Below are 17612 nucleotides of genomic sequence, written 5' to 3' on the forward strand. Positions count from 1 at the left end.
AAATAGAAAAGGCTGCTGATGCAGCCTTTTCTATAATGTGTTTGAGTTATTATTAACCGCGGTTACGACCATATTTGTCATGGCTGGAAACCCAGTCACCCGCAATAACAGCACATCCCAGTGAAATATCACCAGCCAGCACGGTTGCGGCAACAATTTCAGCCAGCTTATTCGCTTTGTCTTTGCCCACACAGCCCAGCATATTAAGGCATTCGCGTTGTGTTGGAAGGGCAGTACCGCCACCAAAGGTTGCCACGATCAAGGAAGGCAGGGTGACAGCCAAATACAAATCACCATTGTCTAATAATTCGTGAGAGAACAAACCTGCGTGGGATTCAACCACGTTCGCTTCGTCTTGTCCGGTTGCAATAAATAATGATGCAATACCATTGGCTGCGTGAGGGCCGTTATAAGCAGCACCAGCCATTAAGGCACCTGTGTTTGCCAATACCGTTGCTTTGGCTAACATTTTAGTATCAACACCCATGACAGCTTTCAGGATCTCTTTCTTGATCACAATTTCTGCGATGACGCGTTTTCCGCGAGAGTGCAGCATATTCAAGTGAGAATGCTTTTTGTCGGTATCCATGTTGCCTGATAGCAGGTAGTTGGCACCGCCCGGGTAGTTGTGTTTAATCCACTCACAGGCAGCAAGTGTTGCTTTACCGACCATGTTCTGCCCAGCTGCATCGCCTGTTGTATAGTTGAAACGCAGGTAACGCGAACGTGCCACAGACCACTGATGGATATGTTTCAATTTACCTATGCTGGTTGTGGTTTCTGCAGCGGCTTTAATAGCTTCAAAGTTGTCTTTGACCCATTGACCAAAGTCTCTGGCTTCCCGTGCATTTTCAAATAAAAAGGCCGGGGCTCGTTGCATGAATTGTTCAACAACAGTTGTGGTTACGCCACCACATTCTGTAATAACGCGCATACCGCGACTATAACTGGCGACCAGGGTTCCTTCAGTTGTTGCAAGAGGTACATAGAAATCGCCTTGTGCATGTTCGCCATTGATGCGCACAGGCCCAGCGATACCGACAGGCATTTGTACTATGCCGATAAAGTTTTCTACATTCCCCGGTAATACACTCTCATCAATAGTGTATTCGCCTGTATATTTGAGTTCTTCACCCGTTTTTTCTTTGATAAATTCCCGGCGTTTTTTAGCCATTTCTTTGGAATAGTCGTTTTCTTTGCTTCTGGGAATGCGAGTGTCAGTCATACCATGTACCTTTTTATTGGTCTTTAAACAATAGTGAACAGGAGCCTGTCCCGAGGTAAGTATAACGACCGAAAAGTCAATATGACAAAGCTTTACTTAAGATTTCAGTAAAAAATTCAACTTTTAGCGCAAATATTAGCAATTATTTTTATATTGAGTTTTTACCTAATTATGGTTGCCGAGCTAATCGCTTCTACTTTGGTTAATAATGCTTAGTTGCTGAAAATAGGCATATTTATTAAAGGCCGGATGAATGCCCCGGGTAATTTATCGTTTAAGTTAAAGTATTTAATTCCATATCTATAGTAGGGTTATGGCTATTGGTGCATACCCTGGTCTTGAATTGCTTGATGGGATTAAGGAATATGTAGGAACCAAGAGCGCATTTGTATGCCTAAGTTGAATACGCACTCGTGTCCTTTAAAAATATTCCTGAGCTGTGGAGGAATAAAATGTTAGGTGAAGCTGCCAGCGGTTCTTTAAGTTGCGATTCGGAAAGTGTTTTAGAGTTTTATGATGCTCTATCATTTCCAGTGGTCTTGCTCGATTTTCTGGAAAGTAAATATCGTAGTGCTGAGATTGATATTCTTCAGAATGATAACTTTTTCAGCAAAGATTCTGTCCAGGAACATGTAGAGCGTTTTATTAATGATCCGGGAAAAAAATGCCTGGTAATCGTACAATCCGATACAGGGAGTAGTATTGAAGTTGTTATTGAAACCAGCAATCATTTTCCTTTAATTTACTCACAGGGCACGATTAAGCAGACGAATAAAGCTGGGCTTAGTCAATTCAGCCGCATCAAAATTCTGCAAAAAGGTTGCTTCGGGCTGATTGATAGTCAATCTGTTAGTGTCTATTGCCAACCCATGATTGTGACTGATTCGGGAAGAATTAGTGGTTTTAATATTAATTTATCTTCCTTTTTTCCCGAGATCGGCTTTCAGTCGATAAAGCATGTAGCGGGCGAGCAGCAGTCATTATTAGTGTCTGATGAGACTTACTTTGAATCTGTTGCTGCTATTCTGGAGACGGTAGCGCCTATCTGTAAAATTCATTCCGATATCGTTCTCAATTTCCATATTGCCAGCTTTGTAGAGTTGTCATTTCTAAACAAGCTTCGCGAGGTTCTGATTCAATCCGGGATTGTAAATAACATGGTTTGCCTTTCTTTCGCGACAGATTGTTTATGCTGTGATGATAAGCAGTTTAATCTATTACTGACGTATGGTAACAATCTGGGATTTTCCATTATTTTTGATGGTAAGAATGACCATTTGCTGGCTTTGGATAGCCTGTCTGAGATTGATGCTGGTTATGTCTGCAAGGAAGTGTATTCCATTCAGGAATTAAATGAACACGCAGGAGAAATTGATAGTGAAGTGTGGCAAACATTACAAAAAATTAATGCATCGATCTTGCGTTATGGTCAGTTTCAGGAAGATATAAGGACTCTTGAGAATATTAAAATTAAAGACGATGTACTGACTTTTGCACTATATCAGCCTTTGGATTTACTACAGTTGACTGAATTTTCTGCTGAGTATGTTTATATTGGACAGTCAACTCGAGTGCTGACACAAAAATTACAGTCACTACAGCCGCATATTTATTTTATTGGTAACGATAAATCTAACCATCTGGTGCATCAGTTAAAGCGAGACTTACCTGTTGTTCATTGCTTTAAATCTACCGATGAGATTAATGAACATCTTTTTCTCGTTGACGTTATTATTGCTGATTCCGATATCGGCATCGCTGAGTTAAGGGCATTACTTGAGTGCTGTTCATCCGTGCGTGGCATCGTATTGGTGAATAGTGTAGATGTACTCAGTAAAAGTCATCAATACGACCCATATTTAATGGATAGTTTTGATGCGAATGGTGAATATCGGTTATTTCTACCCAAATTAATTCGTAAAATTGAACGTAACAGGGAACTGGCAAACAGTAACAAAATTGCTCAAGAAAGTATGAAGCAAGCTTATCAGTACGGCTCGATAATTGAGTTTTGCAAACAGATTTTTCAGCTGGAAAGTGCCGATGAGTTACTGGTAAAAACCACTCAATTTTTTGAACAACATTTTAAACTTAAATGTGCAGCCATGTTGGCGGGGTATGATCAACAGCACTATCACTATTCAGGTCAGAAAGAGTGTCCTGAAACGGTAGTCAAAGTGCTTAATCTGGTTCGTGGGCGAGAGCGTGTCTATCATTATCAAAGTAACCGTTTGGTGTTTAACGATTCATCTGTCAGTATTTTGGTATTGAATGCGCCTAAAGATGAATATGAATTAGGGCAAATAAAAGATTTAGGTGCGGTTGTTGTTACCATTGTTGCTGAAAAGTGGCGAGAGTGCATTGAAAAACAGGCATTGCGCAACGTATCTTCCGGACTACATGGTTTGTCTCATGATATTCAAAGCTTTACCCGTTTATTAATGTCAAAGCGAAATGAGGCGCTTAAAAGTTTTACTCGTTCAATTCACGATAGCTTTCATTTGATGGATTTTACTGTGGATCAGGAAGAGTTTTTGATTGAGTTGGCTGGCAAGATGATTAAATCACTCAACTTTAAAGATGAGTTAGAAGAGATCCGTACATCAGTGAGAGATGTTCAGTCATATACCAGAGCATGCTGAAAGACAGTTGAGTCTGGTGAATTAAATTACGAGTGATCTTTTGCTAAAGTTTCAACAACTAATGCCGATAAACGGTGCATAAAACTGTATAAAATACTGTGTTAATAAAGGGTGTCTCACATGGTTAAGGCTAAACAATTAAAGGTGTTATCTGCAGTGTCCCTACTTCTGGCTGCCACTTCGATACAAGCCGATGTTACAACCGGAAATGTTAATGTTACCGCTTTCGCAGCATTAAATTTCGTTGAAGATTTGGCGGTTAATTTTGGTCAAATCTCACCCACAGCGGGTTCTACATGTGTTATGGATAATGCCGGCTCAGTAACCGGGCCTTGCACTAATGTGGGCGCTGTTCAGACTACCGGTCAGATTACGGTTTCCGGTTTGGCTGCTGCTTCCAATGTGCTTATTACCATTACTGGTGATAATGATAATAACAACGTTGATTTCCTTGCCTCTGCCAGTATTGAAATGAACTCTGGTAGTGCAGGTGCGGAAGCCACCTTGTCTGATGGTATTCAATCTGCGCCTTTAGCAACTACGGCGGGTGCTGCTGAGAACATTGTAGCTACTGTATATGGCACGCTTGATGTGGCGACCGCACTAACCGGTGGTTCCAACTATTCGACAACTTATACATTAGCTGTGACTTATCAATAAGATAGGCTTTCATTGATAAAAATGGTAGTCTGGGCAAAAAATTAGAAACCCGATTTGATTATGCTTAGACTTCCATATTTTGCTTTTCTACTGCTACTGATATCTTCAAGCGTACAGGCTCATTTCTCGATCGATAAATCTCGATTGTATTTTGATCGTGATAATCGGTTTCAAACACTGACTATCAGGAATAACTCTGACGAGCCAATTGTTTACAGCGTTAAGATTAACCATGTCGATATGACGGAAGATGGGCGTATTCTGCCTGTTGCCGATGAAGGCAAGGTGGAAAAATCAGCGCGTTCCTTGGTTCGTTACTCGCCTCGCAGTGGTTCTATACTTCCGGGCGGTTCTCAAATTCTTCGTTTCACTATTAAAAAACCTCCTGGTTTGGAAAACGGAGAATATCGTAGCCAACTTCGTATTGAGGGAGCCTTGCAGAACGATCCTCAAATGATGGCTGCCAAAATAGTCTACAACCTGCCGATTATTGTGCGTCATGGGCAAACCAGTGCCAAAGCCAGTATGGATAGCTTCAAGATTGTAAAAAATCAGAAAGGGGAAGATGAATTACATCTTATGTTGAAGCGCTCTGGTAATCGCTCTACCTTTGGCGCATTCACCGTGATTAATGGTGAAGGTGATATCATTGGACAGACGAAAGGCGTTTCAGTTTATGAACCACTAGAGAAACGCTTGGTTAAGGTTCCATTAAACGGAAAGGCTATCGGTGAAATTACCGTTAATTATGAAGAATTGGTTGATTACGGCGGCGATATTAAGATGACCCGCAAATTCTCAGCAAAATAAATAACAAAATCCTTATTTAATACATGGTGCGTTTATTTAATGCAGCCCTGATAGGGCTGCTTTTACTCATAGGTATGCGTGCCTCTTCCGTTTGGGCTGAAGAGAGCTGTTTGCCCATTCAATTAACCTATGCACCCGCTTCCGAAGAACAACTGCAAGTGAATGCAGTGAAAATTGGTAAGTATTTCATCTCTCATAGCGTAGATAGCTATTACATTGCTGGGCGGGTATTACTGCCGGTGAATCAGGTTTCCGACCTTATTGGCGTTACTGTTGAGTCGGATGGTGATGACCTGGTTTTAACCAGTAATACATTGGAATGCCGCTTAAATGTGTCTCTTTTGCCTGAGTTAACAAGTGAGCAATTCACTCCTGCTGATGTTGAAAGCAAGCTATGGACTCGTGACCAGTTTGATACTTATCTGGATGTGAGCTTTCTTGAGGCGCTTTTCGACGGAGAAGCAGAAGTTAACTACTCTCAGATGTTGGTAAAGGTAAATACCAATGTTGATCAAAAACCCGTTAATGTTGCTCAAGCACAGGCCGCCACCCCTTTTTTCAGTATTCAGCCGGAATATTTAATTGAAGATCAATACCATCTATCGACGTTTCCTTCGGTCGACCTTAATTTGTCCTATGGCTATGATAACGCCGCCTCTGAAAGCCGTTATGACGCGAAGCTCAATGCCTATTTCGACACCTTGTATCAAGGTACTGAATTACGTTTGAATCATAATGATGAGACGAATAATCAGAGATTAAAGTTTTTTCGAGATTTTCGTGTTGCAGATTCTTCCGCTTCTATTTCCCAGGTTGGTTATGAATTGGGAGACATATTCACAACCCAGGATAACTTGATTACAGGCACGAACATTGGTTCGGGTTTTCATCTGTACACAGGTAATAGAAACCAGTTTAATGCCTTTAACTCTATTAGCTTACAGGAGACCGTATCCCCGGGATGGCGTGGCGAACTGTATCGAAATGGGCAGTTTATTGCGGCGCAAACGGCTAACAATGAAAACCAGCTGGTGTTTAATAATGTGCCGGCTTTTTATGGTTACAACCGTTACGAATTGAAGTTGTTTGGCCCTGATGGCCAACAAGAAATTCGAACGCAAACGTATCAGATGGGCAAAGACCAACTGGTTGAAAACAAGTTTGATATTGAGTTCTACAGCATTAACCCCGGCAAGAACATTATTGATCAAGATAACGCAGCTACTATGCCTTATTCTCAGGCCAGTAAGTTGGGGATTTCTTACGGTTTCTCTCAAGATCTGACTGCGGGTTTCTCTATTCAATCACTGGATAACAATACCACTGGCGATACCCAGAACTATTTGACCACCTCTTTATATAAACAAGCGGGTGCTGGTGCTTTTAATCTGGAGTTAGGAACCGAAATGGGAGAGGGGTACGGGCTATTCGGTGGCTATAGTGGTTTTTGGTTAGATAAGTACAATATCAGTCTGGATTTCCTGCATTTCGACAACTTTAGCAGCCAAATTCGTTCTGATGGCAGCAAGTTGGATTCTCAGGTTCGAGCCCGAATTTCTGGAAGTACCGGTTTATGGGGCGGATTTGGCTGGAGTTCCTCTCTTACTCAGCAATTTAATCGCGATAGCAGTAACAACCTGAATGCCTTGCTCTCTGTTACCAAGTCTATTGGACATGGTGCTATTTCTGGTGCTTTTTCCTATAACCAGAGCGAAGGCATTGATCGCCTTTTTAACAGCCTGTATTGGGTGAATAATTTTAAACCTGTTTCATTATCTGTGGGATTGAACTGGTATCCTTTTGATAATTTCGACATTCAGAGCAGTAATATTGAAGCGCGTTGGGCTACCGATAGTCGTTTGTTTCAAATAACCCGGTTGACCTACCAGCCGTCCAGCACAGAGAAGTACAAGCTTAATCATCAGCTTAACTGGAGAACACGTCACTTTACTCTGACATCAGGTGTTACAGTAAATGAAGATGGCGATTGGGAAGTCAGTGCGGGGTTTGTTACTGCTATGGGTTATGACTACGTTAATCAGGTGCCCAGATTTTCACATAAGCGTTCTTCGAACTCTGGTAATTTGCACCTTCTGGCTTATCTGGACAAAGATCGCAATGGACGATTGTCTCGAGGCGACGAACCCTTGCCAGAAATTAAATTTGCTGGAAATAGTGACTGGCGTTACACCGAAACCAATACATATGGGCAGGCCATTTTGACGGGCGCAAGTGCGGCGGGAGAGCAGCATATTGCGGTAGATCTGGCTTCATTAAAAGACCCGTTTTTATACCCCATGTACGAAAAATTATCGGTGAAAAGTCATCCCGGTGGGCTAAATCGTATTTTACTTCCTGTTGTTTCTTTCAGTGACTTGGAAGGGAGTGTGTATTTGCAAGGGGAACTGGGAAGTCGGGGAGTCCTTGGTGTACCTGTTCAGTTAATGAAAAACGATGAAGTTATTGCTACGGTTTCTACTGAATCTGACGGTTATTACGCTTTTAGCAAGGTTGCCCCGGGGCAATACAGTTTGCAGGTTGATCCTCAGTATTTGCAGCAAAAGCATTGGCATGTTCGTTCCTTACCTCAACCCATTAACGTGACAGAACAGGGCGACGTGGTGTGGCTTTCCGATATGATCCTTGGCGGCGGCGAAGGAAATGGAGATGAAAGCAAAGGGAACGGTTCGGTTAACTATGCTCATAAAGCTTCTATCACAGTAGATAGTAAACCGTTTTCAGATAATGAATACTTTGTGCAAATAGGTGTGTTTAAGAAAGCGCGATCAGCGGAAGTGATATTGTCGGCGTTACCCAAGCAAGTTGATGGGCGAGCATTTCCAACTCGTATATTCCGTAATAGTGATACTGGTGTGAGTTATATCGTTGTGACCGGTTTCACAACAGAAAATCAGGCTATGGCGGCGTTACGCAAGATACGCCAAGTCCCCAGTTTGCATAAAGCCTTTGTTGTTTCTGCAAGCAAATTTTCCGGTAACGTTTTTCAGGTTCAATTGAAACAAGGGCAACCGGTATCGAGTGTATCGAAAACAAAAAGCACTTCTCGCAAGTCTGTAACTTCACCCACTCAAGAGGCCAAATTACAGCGCTTACAAGCGTTAAGCGGGAAGTACGTCTGCCAGTTGGGCTCTTATTCTGATGTTAGCAATATTAACCTGCCTGAGGTTGAAGCGGTGAGTGATTTAATCGTCGTACAACGTAAAGTGGGTGAGCAAAACTATCATGCTTTATTGTTATTGCCGCCAGCTCAATTAACCCGAAACGAATTATTGCAGATGCAGAATTACTGTGAGCAGACCATTCACAAGCAAACACAACGTCGTGGATGGTGGCGTGGTTGGCCGTAGTTCAGATTAATTAACCCCATATATCAATAAACCTCATATCAATAATCCTCGCTAAGTTTTCAGCAAAATATACCTCTAAATTACCCCCACATAGATTTAATGTTCTAAAAAATATTTTTGTGGTAATTAATTTTATCAATCCTCATATATCACATTATTTTCAATATGATTTTAAGTGTTTTTAATGTTTTTGTACCACAATGTAATAGATGGAGTGATCTTCTTCCCTGAATAACAATCCTTGACTTTCATTGTGGATAGTTAAAAAGAAATTATGAAGACATTATTGGGTTTTTTAATTTTCGCCTCTATGGTTACCGTGGTTTTTTCGGTTCCTTTTGTTGACTTAAGCACTCGTAAATTAATTGAAAGCCCTTTTATTGAACAGCTTAAAGCAGGAAGCGAAGATGGCTCTAAGGTTCTTGTTTTCTTTGGCTATGTGGGCTGCGGTGACATATGCCCTACGACAATGTCGATACTAAGAAAACTCATGCAGGTCGATAAATCAGATATTGCCTATCCTCAGGTTATTTTTATCGATATTGATCGTCATAGTAATACACAACGAGCAAGTGAATATGCTCAACAGTTTGATGAGTCCTTTATTGGTTACTTTCCTGAAAACGAAGAACTTAATTTGATAAAAATGGATTTTGGTCTGAATGTCAGGCTGGAAGGTGAAGTGATTAATCATGTTGGAAAAGTCTATTTGTTGCAACGTGAAGAAAGTAAATGGTGGTTAACAAAAGCTTATAGTCAAAATAATTTTGATGTTGATGATTTATTTGACGATTTAAGTATTCATTAGAATTATTGGAAATTGTGATGCTGAATTATTTATTAGTATTTTATCGTCGGGATTTAAATCAAAAATTACGGGAAGATTTTATTCAAGACTTTGAAAAGGCGGATAAAGTTATCCTCGGAGCGATTGTTGCTTATGCGGTTTTGGTAAGCTGCGTCACATCCTTTCAGTATGGTTATTTTATGCTTGGGATTGTAGGTGGCGGGGCGATCGCAGCCCTGAGCTTTTTTACCTACAAGCTTTTGAAAGGCACGTTGCTATCGCGATTAACTATGGCGACAGCGCTGACAGGCATGATGGCAATTACCATCCAGCAGTCGAATGGTTTAGGTGAGGGGCATTTCCTGTTTTTCCTTAATTTTGCCATTTTAATTCGTTATCGTGATGTTTTGCCTTTAGTGCTTTTGGTCTTACTTACGGTTGTGCATCACTTATTAACCTCTTATTGTCAGTATTATGGTATTGAGGTTGGAAATACCCCTATTACTGTATTTTCCTGGGGGATGGAAACGGAGTGGGGCTTGTTTGCACCTCTGGTTTATCACGTCATATTGGCTTTAATTGGTGCGGCTGTTGCCACTTACTATATCTACGAGGGAAATATTAGTTTCCTTGAGAATCGGAGTGTTATTGCAGCCATTGAAAGAGCCGCTGAAGGAGAATTGACCGTTCGAGCGGAAAGCCATAGTAATTCTGAATTGGTATCCCGAGTTAATCGTTTCCTGAGAGGGTTGAACGAATTCTTCGTTATGGTATCGGATATATCCAAAACTTTACGTGATGAGTCGACTTTATCGGCTGAGGTGGCAAAGCACAGTGAGTCTCAAGCTCATATGCAAGAAGCGCAGATAGCTCAGGTGGCCACTTCCATGGATGAGATGTCTGCGACAACACAGGAAATAGCCAATAATGCTGAGTATGCTGCTCAATCCATTTCTCAAGCCTCTCAAAGTTGTAATTCCGGGCGTGATTTGTCTAGCAATTTTAAGGTTGCTATTGAACGATTAGCTAATCGAGTATCTGTGGCGGCTGAAAACATTGCCGAGTTGGAAAAAAGCAGTGCCCAAATCCATAGCATTGTGGCGACTATTCGAGGTATTTCAGAGCAGACCAATCTACTTGCATTAAATGCTGCTATTGAAGCTGCCAGGGCGGGTGAACAAGGTCGAGGCTTTGCTGTGGTGGCTGATGAGGTAAGAGTGTTGTCGCAAGCGACGCATGGCTCTACCGAAGAAATTTCGGCCATGATCGATGCGTTCCAATCGTCGACCAATTCAGCTGTAAGGAATATGAGAGAGTGTACGGAATTGACAGAAACCAGTGTTAGTGACGCTAATACCGTTGCGGTTAGTTTTGATGAGCTTTCCCGTAGTATTAAAAGCATTGGTGATATGGCGGCTCAGATCGCTTCTGCGGCAGAGCAACAAACAATGGGAACTAACGAAATTAATCGTAATACTTCTGATATCAAGGATGTTGCAGAATCGTTTTTATCTGACGCCGGATTAAGTAGACAAAAAGCAGAGAAACTGAGCCAACTATCCCATGATATTGATTCTTTACTGCAAAAGTATCAATTGCATTAATACGGGATGTTTTTAGATGAAAGAGCGCTACCGCTTCGGCAGTAGCGCTTTTTTAATGGTTAGTTTTCGTTTGGCTGACTATCTGCAATTACTCTGGAGGCCAGTTGCTTACCTTGTTGGATCATGTTGGCTGTTTTTCTACGGAGTTTTAACAGTAGTAAATAGCTCAATGGCACCAAAAACAGGCTGGTCAGCGTTGAGAAGGTCAAGCCTCCAATGATGGCGATTGCCATAGGTGCATAACCCGGACCATCGTCACCAAGCTGTGTACCGCCTAATGCCAATGGTACAAGCCCCAATATTGTTGTCAGTACCGTCATTAAAATAGGGCGAGTACGAGTAAGACAGCTTTGGATTATCGACTCATGAACGCTGTAGCCTTCCTGAATCAACTGATTTATGCGATCCACTAATACAATGCCGTTGTTGACCACAATTCCCATCAGGATCAACATGCCGATCATACCCATAATCGACATGGACGTTCCGGTGAGGAAGAAGGCCCAAAATACGCCAGTAAATGAATAAATCAGCGATGTGATAACGGCAGTGGGCAGCAGTAGCGATTCAAACAGAGCCGCCATAACCACATAGATCATACATAACGCCAATAACATGTTGGTCATCATGGCGGATTCGGCTTCCATCTGGTTTTTAAAACTGCCATCCAAGCTAAGTTCATAACCTGTTGGAAGTTCGATATTTTTCATTATCGCTTCGATCTTCTTACGTACATCTTCGACAGTGGCGTCTTTTTCCAGATTCGCACCAATCGCCAAGGCAGTTTGGCGATAATAACGGCGTATTTCACCTAATCGTCCCACAACTTTAATTTCGGCAATCATGTCCAGAGTAATGGCTTGGTCGTCATTGCGTTTAATTGGCAGATTACGCAATTCTTCAATCGAATGTTGCAATGACTCGTTGTACAGCATTCGAATATCCACTTCACCATTCAGACCATGACGGAATGTTCTGAGGTTACTGCCTCTAAGTGCCATTGCCACAATACTGGATATTTCTTGTGTATTAAGGCCAAATCGGAACGCTTTTTGACGATCGATCAGTATTTGCAGTTCTTTCTGATTACTGTCGATATCAGGTCGCACATCCGTTAAGCCTTCGATATTGCTTAATACGGGTACTAACTGATCTGCAATTGAAATTAGTGTTTCAGATGATTGCCCCAACAAGGTCATTCTAATGCCGCCTCCAGTACCTTCTGACCAGCGGAACGTGGGTTTGGCACGAACAAAGGTGGGCATTTCCTTCTTGATCATTTCTTTCAGTTCTTTCAATCCGATAGGAATGTTGTCCTGTAAGGTGAGGCCTGATGCTGCGTGACCAAAGGTGTAATAGGTGTAAACAGACTTAAGATAAAAGCGTTCCTGATTGGCATACAGAAACTCTTCCATTTTATTCACGGTTTTCTCAACTTCTTCCAGTGAATAGTTGCCCTGGATGTTGTAATTCAACCAGACCTGTTTGCTGCCTTCATCCTGTTCTTCGTCGAATTGCACAAATTGCATAGGTATGGCTGTGCTTATCAGCATAAGAACGGCGATGACTGCGGTTTTACCTTGATTGTTCAAACTCCATTCCAAAGCGCGTTGATAGCGTTCTTTGATTTTTCCTGAGTCGTTTTTCTTTTTCCGTTTTTTAGGATGAATGCGTGTTGCTAATACCGGAATAAGAGTTTGAGCGATGAGTAATGACGCGAACAGCGAGATACAAATGGCAACGGCAACGTGCTCCAAAAAGATAGTGACCATGATTTTGGAACCAACGATGTTGGGCAGGAATACGATGGCTGTGGTCAGGGTTCCGGCAATCACCGCAATGCTGACCTTGCCAACACCCATGATGGTTGCCTGCTTAGAGTCCTGATAATGTTCTTTTTCCAGATAGATACTTTCGGTAACAACCACGGCGTTGTCGACCAGCATTCCGATTGCCAGCATTAATCCCATTAGCGACAGAATATTAATGCTGTAGCCAAAGAAATACATAAAGCCCAGCGTGATACAGATAGAGAAGGGCACTGACAGCACCACTATCATGGTGCTGGGGAAGTGGCGTAAAAAGGCGTAAAGCACTAAAAAGGAGAGCAGTGCGCCTAACATGCCGGCTTCCAACAGATCATTTAGTGAGGTGGTCACGGTATCGGCTTCGTCTTGCATGATAAGCAGCTTAATACCCTCAAATGCCGGGTTTTCATTGGCTTCCTCAATCACTTTTAAAACGCGATTGGAGACTTCAACCAAATTACTACCTGATTCACGAAAGATATTAAAGCCAACGGCAAACGTACGATCCAGATGACGACCTTCTTCACGACGAGGTTTTTCATATTTAATTTCGGCGATTTCTGCTAGTCGTATTCCTTTCGTCACATATAGGTCTTTGATTTCCTGCAAGCTGCGATATTCACCGACAGGTGTGATATCAATTTCTTCCCAACCATTATTGATATGTCCGGCACTCATGGAGAAATTGGCTTCTCTGAGTGTTTGAGCCAATTGGTTTGAGTCGATTTTCAGGGCTGTTACCTGATTTTGATCGATACGAATACTAATTTGCTTCTTTTGTAATCCATAAAGTTCCACTTTGGATACGCCTTCTACGCGTTCCAGGGGGATTTTAAGGTTACGTTCTAACAAGTCATAAGCGTTGGATAAATCACGTTCGCTGGAAACCCGAATTTGGAAAACCGGCATATCACCTGTACTGAATTGATAGATAAATATACGTTCGACATCGTTCGGTAGCAGGTGTCGAATAGCGTCGATTTTCTCTCTCGCTTCAATACTTTTGGCAGTGATATTTTCATTCCATTCAAATTCAACGTTGACCTGAGCCCGGTTGTCGCTGGACGTTGAATTCAGGCGCTTAATGCCGGCCATGGTGGCTAATGCTTCTTCGACCGGACGTGTGATCATGGTCTCCACTTCCACTGGAGTGGCATCCTGATAGGGGATTTCGATAAAGATCTGTGGGATCTCAATACCCGGCCACTGTTCCAACGGCAACAAGCGGCTGGAAATAATACCAAGCAGCAGCATGGAAAAGAAAACCATGGTTACGGTAACGGGGCGTTTCAGTGCGAAACTGGCTAGCCCCTCACCGAAGGAGGTGATTTTATTCTCACTCATGCTTCCTGCTCCCCGTTGCTGTATCCATCAACGTTATTGCCAGGGACGCTATCAGGGGTGCTGACATAGTGTTTACGGTCAAACAAGCTGTATAAAATCGGAATGAGGAAAAGCGTAAGCATGGTGGCAAACAACAAACCAAAGATAACCGTTACCGCCATGGGTTTACGTAGCTCTGCACCGTCACCCAAGCCCATTAGCATGGGTAATAAACCCAGCGTTGTGGTTAAGGTTGTCATGAGAATTGGGCGTAGACGGCTTTGCGCGGCTTCTAATATGGCTTGTGCCTTTTCGACACCTGCTTCGCGGTTTTGGTTAATACGGTCAACCAAAACAATGGCGTTGTTTACCACGATACCCGCCAACATGATCAAACCGATAAAGACCACCACGCTGACTGTTGTACCACTCAAATACAAGCCATAAATGGAACCTGCACAAGCTAAAGGTACAGTGAATAAAATCAGGAAGGGGTGGAGCAGGGATTCAAACTGTGACGCCATGACAAGATAAACCATGAATACTGCCAGGATCAGCGCGAATTTTAGTGACTGGAAGGAGACTTCCATCTCTTCATTCTGACCTGTGACTCGTGCAGACATGCTTCCGGGAAGCTGCAATTCTGGAATGATTTGCTTCACCACTGATACGGCTTCACCCAAATCGCCATAAGCCAGGTTCGCTGAGATAATGGCAACACGTTCTTGACCTACGCGGGTAATCTCACTTGGGCCAATAGCGGTTTCTATGCTGGCAACGGCATCTAGCGTAATAGGGCGGGTTGCACCAGGATTAACAATGATTTGGGCAATATCAGCCTGAGAATCACGTTGCTCTTCCTGAGTACGTACCAGAATGTCGATTTTACGATCTTCAATAGAGTATTTACTGGCATTCTCACCACCGACTTTTGCTGCAATCAACTTCGATACGGTAGGCGCAGAAAGCCCCAGTTGTGCCAATTTGGCATGATCAAAGTGGATGCGCAGTTCAGGGTTACCTGATTGCAGGGAAGATTTTACATCGGCAAAACGGTCGTTTGCTTGTAGCTTTTCAACCAGCTTTTCGCCATATCGACTTAGTACATTTAAGTCATAACCAATGAGTTCAATCTCTAATGGTGTGCTAAAGGAAAATAGCTCTGATTTACCGAATTTGGCCTGTACACCTGGTTGAGTTCGCAAATATTCACGCATAGCGGCTTTGGTTGCTAACTCATCTTCTGGCGCAGAGCCGTCTTTCATCACAACGCTCAGTTTACCCCAGTGGTCACCGCCTTGAGCTGGTGATGCGTTCATTAAGCTTCCTGTACCTGCCAGAGAGAATGAACGGTCAACGTTAGGCAATGCATTCGTATATTTGGCTAATCCTGCCAGCACTTCGTCGGTATGTTCTAATGGCGAGCCGGTTGGCATATTGATTTCAACGTGGAACTCGCCCTGAGACATATCAGGAATAAGCTCAATACCTAAGCGAGGAATAAATAACAACGAGGCTAATGCTAATAACACGATACCAGACATGATGGCGATGCGATTATTCAAAGAGCGTTTTAACGCTGATTGATAAAGGTTCTCTAATGAGTTGTATAGCGCATCAAAGGCCACTAATGCAGGGCGTAACAGTATACCAAAGACTTTTTTCAATATTCTGAATAGGGTGGTTATTACAGTCGTGATGGCTAAAGGAAGGTAGTAGAAAACGGCCAGTATCAAATATTTAGGCACAAATAACACATAGTAAGCGATTAAACCCAGTTTAGAGGTGGGTTTACCTTTGTTTCTTGATGGCCCTAAGTCCAAAGTGTCGGGCTGTTTGGCACGAATAGCAGCCGCTGACATCATTGGAATAATGCTCAGTGCAACCAGTAAGGATGCCGCTAAAGCAAAAGTCACGGTTAAGGCTTGGTCGCTGAATAACTGACCTGCGATACCATCAACAAATACCAGAGGGAAGAACACGGCGATCGTGGTTAATGTTGAGGCGATAATTGCCGTAGATACTTCTTTGGTGCCAGACGCTGCTGCATCAACTTCGTCTGGGCGCTGTTTTTTGTGGCGATCAATATTTTCTAATACAACGATAGAGTTATCTACCAACAAACCGATTGCCAGGGCGATACCACCCAAGCTCATGATATTTAAGCTGATATCATTGCGGTACATCAGATTAAATGTAGCAACCACTGATACCGGAATAGAGATAGAGATGATAAGTGTTGACCAGATATTTTTCAGGAAGAAGTACAACACTATCATGGCGAGAATACCACCAATGATGGCTGCTGATTTTACTTCATCAATCGCGCTGGCGATGAAGGTTGATTGGTCTGATACGATTTGTAGCTGATATTGCTTTGGAATATCCGGCTGTATCTTTTCCAGACGTTTTCTAATGTTTTCAGCGACTTGTACCGTATTGGCATCACCTTCTTTATAGATGGCGATTTCAACGCCTTCCAGACCGTTAAAGCGGTTAATGGAGCTACGCTCTTTATAGCTATCCTGAATTTCAGCAATATCAGACAATTTGATGTGTTTGCCGTTACGGGTTGCGATAAATACATCGCCCATGTCTCTTAAGGTTTTAAACTGATTCAATGTACGAACCAGATATTCCTGTGATCCATCCTGAAGTCGTCCACCCGCGGTGTTTACGTTTTCTTCTTTTAGGCGATTAACGATTTGTTCAATGCTGATATTGAGTTGGCTGGTTTTCTGTTGATCGATCAGAACCTGAATTTCTTTTTCCAATCCACCGCCAATTTTTACAGAAGCGACGCCTTCAACGGATTCCAGTTTACGTTTTAATTGTTCTTCAGCGAATTCACGTAGTTTCTTAAGGCCATCAATACTTAAAGAAGCAAATTCAGTAGGGACATCGTTATCAGATTTTGAGTTGCTGTTATCTGCTTCTGTTAATACTGCACCCAGACCAAATCGCATGATCGGATCCATATTGGGGTTGAAGCGTAATAATAGAGGTTTGGTGACATCCAATGGGAGGCGAAGTACATCCAGTTTTTCGCGCACATCCAGGCTTGCCATATCCATTTCGGTTCCCCATTCGAAGGACATGATCACATCGGATTGTCCTGCTTTGGAGATGGATTTAACATCCCGAACGCCTTTAACAACACCGATGGCTTCTTCAATAGGCTTGGATACCAGCTGTTCTACTTCTCCCGGTGCTGCACCAGTATATTCTGTGCGAATGGTCAGTGTAGGATAGGTTAGCTCTGGCAATAGATTGATGGATAGTCTGGATAGGGACACCATGCCGAATAGTAAAACGGCAAAGGTGAACATCCAGATCGTAACCGGTCGTTTGACCGAGATATCTACAATACTCATGATCTGACTCC

The 17612-nt window shown here is 42.6% G+C and carries 9 protein-coding genes; 6 read left to right on the forward strand and 3 right to left on the reverse strand.

Annotated elements, in window-relative coordinates; translation table 11 throughout:
• Positions 1 to 52 precede the first annotated feature (52 nt).
• Positions 53 to 1225, reverse strand: a complete 1173-nt coding sequence (locus KIH87_RS09360; protein WP_232361268.1) for a hydroxymethylglutaryl-CoA reductase — start codon at positions 1223 to 1225, stop codon at positions 53 to 55.
• 452 nt (positions 1226 to 1677) lie between these two features.
• Between KIH87_RS09360 and KIH87_RS09365 the strand changes: the two genes are divergently transcribed.
• From KIH87_RS09365 to KIH87_RS09390, 6 genes are all read left to right on the forward strand, one after another.
• A complete protein-coding gene (locus tag KIH87_RS09365; RefSeq protein ID WP_232361269.1) occupies positions 1678 to 3867 on the forward strand; it encodes a hypothetical protein in 2190 nt (729 codons plus the stop codon).
• Between the two features lie 120 nt (positions 3868 to 3987).
• Complete coding sequence (locus tag KIH87_RS09370) at positions 3988 to 4527, forward strand: hypothetical protein (protein WP_232361270.1); 540 nt, start codon at positions 3988 to 3990, stop codon at positions 4525 to 4527.
• 144 nt (positions 4528 to 4671) lie between these two features.
• Complete coding sequence (locus KIH87_RS09375; protein ID WP_232361271.1) at positions 4672 to 5337, forward strand: fimbrial biogenesis chaperone; 666 nt, start codon at positions 4672 to 4674, stop codon at positions 5335 to 5337.
• A gap of 110 nt (positions 5338 to 5447) precedes the next feature.
• Entirely contained in the window at positions 5448 to 8705 is a 3258-nt protein-coding gene (locus KIH87_RS09380; RefSeq protein WP_232361272.1) for an SdrD B-like domain-containing protein, read from the forward strand.
• 274 nt (positions 8706 to 8979) lie between these two features.
• Positions 8980 to 9513 (forward strand): SCO family protein, encoded by a 534-nt coding sequence (locus KIH87_RS09385; protein ID WP_232361273.1) that lies wholly within the window; start codon positions 8980 to 8982, stop codon positions 9511 to 9513.
• A 17-nt stretch (positions 9514 to 9530) separates the two neighbouring features.
• Positions 9531 to 11096 carry a methyl-accepting chemotaxis protein gene (locus tag KIH87_RS09390; RefSeq protein WP_232361274.1) on the forward strand — a complete coding sequence of 522 codons (1566 nt, stop codon included), beginning with the start codon at positions 9531 to 9533 and terminating at the stop codon, positions 11094 to 11096.
• Positions 11097 to 11155: 59 nt separating this feature from the next.
• On the opposite strand, the gene KIH87_RS09395 is transcribed toward KIH87_RS09390, so the two are convergent.
• Positions 11156 to 14248, reverse strand: coding sequence for an efflux RND transporter permease subunit (locus tag KIH87_RS09395; RefSeq protein WP_232361275.1), 3093 nt, complete (start codon positions 14246 to 14248; stop codon positions 11156 to 11158).
• Positions 14245 to 17601, reverse strand: a complete 3357-nt coding sequence (locus KIH87_RS09400; protein WP_232361276.1) for an efflux RND transporter permease subunit — start codon at positions 17599 to 17601, stop codon at positions 14245 to 14247. Before KIH87_RS09400 ends, KIH87_RS09395 begins: the two co-directional genes overlap by 4 nt.
• Between the last annotated feature and the right edge of the window lie 11 nt (positions 17602 to 17612).

Source organism: Paraneptunicella aestuarii (assembly GCF_019900845.1).
Classification (GTDB): Bacteria; Pseudomonadota; Gammaproteobacteria; order Enterobacterales; family Alteromonadaceae; genus Paraneptunicella; species Paraneptunicella aestuarii.

Excerpts from the sequence above, each read along its gene's own strand:
- KIH87_RS09360 (WP_232361268.1), bottom strand. The coding sequence starts at position 1,225 with ATGACTGACACTCGCATTCCCAGAAGCAAAGAAAACGACTATTCCAAA.
- KIH87_RS09365 (WP_232361269.1), top strand. The coding sequence starts at position 1,678 with ATGTTAGGTGAAGCTGCCAGCGGTTCTTTAAGTTGCGATTCGGAAAGT.
- KIH87_RS09370 (WP_232361270.1), top strand. The coding sequence starts at position 3,988 with ATGGTTAAGGCTAAACAATTAAAGGTGTTATCTGCAGTGTCCCTACTT.
- KIH87_RS09385 (WP_232361273.1), top strand. The coding sequence starts at position 8,980 with ATGAAGACATTATTGGGTTTTTTAATTTTCGCCTCTATGGTTACCGTG.
- KIH87_RS09390 (WP_232361274.1), top strand. The coding sequence starts at position 9,531 with ATGCTGAATTATTTATTAGTATTTTATCGTCGGGATTTAAATCAAAAA.
- KIH87_RS09395 (WP_232361275.1), bottom strand. The coding sequence starts at position 14,248 with ATGAGTGAGAATAAAATCACCTCCTTCGGTGAGGGGCTAGCCAGTTTC.
- KIH87_RS09400 (WP_232361276.1), bottom strand. The coding sequence starts at position 17,601 with ATGAGTATTGTAGATATCTCGGTCAAACGACCGGTTACGATCTGGATG.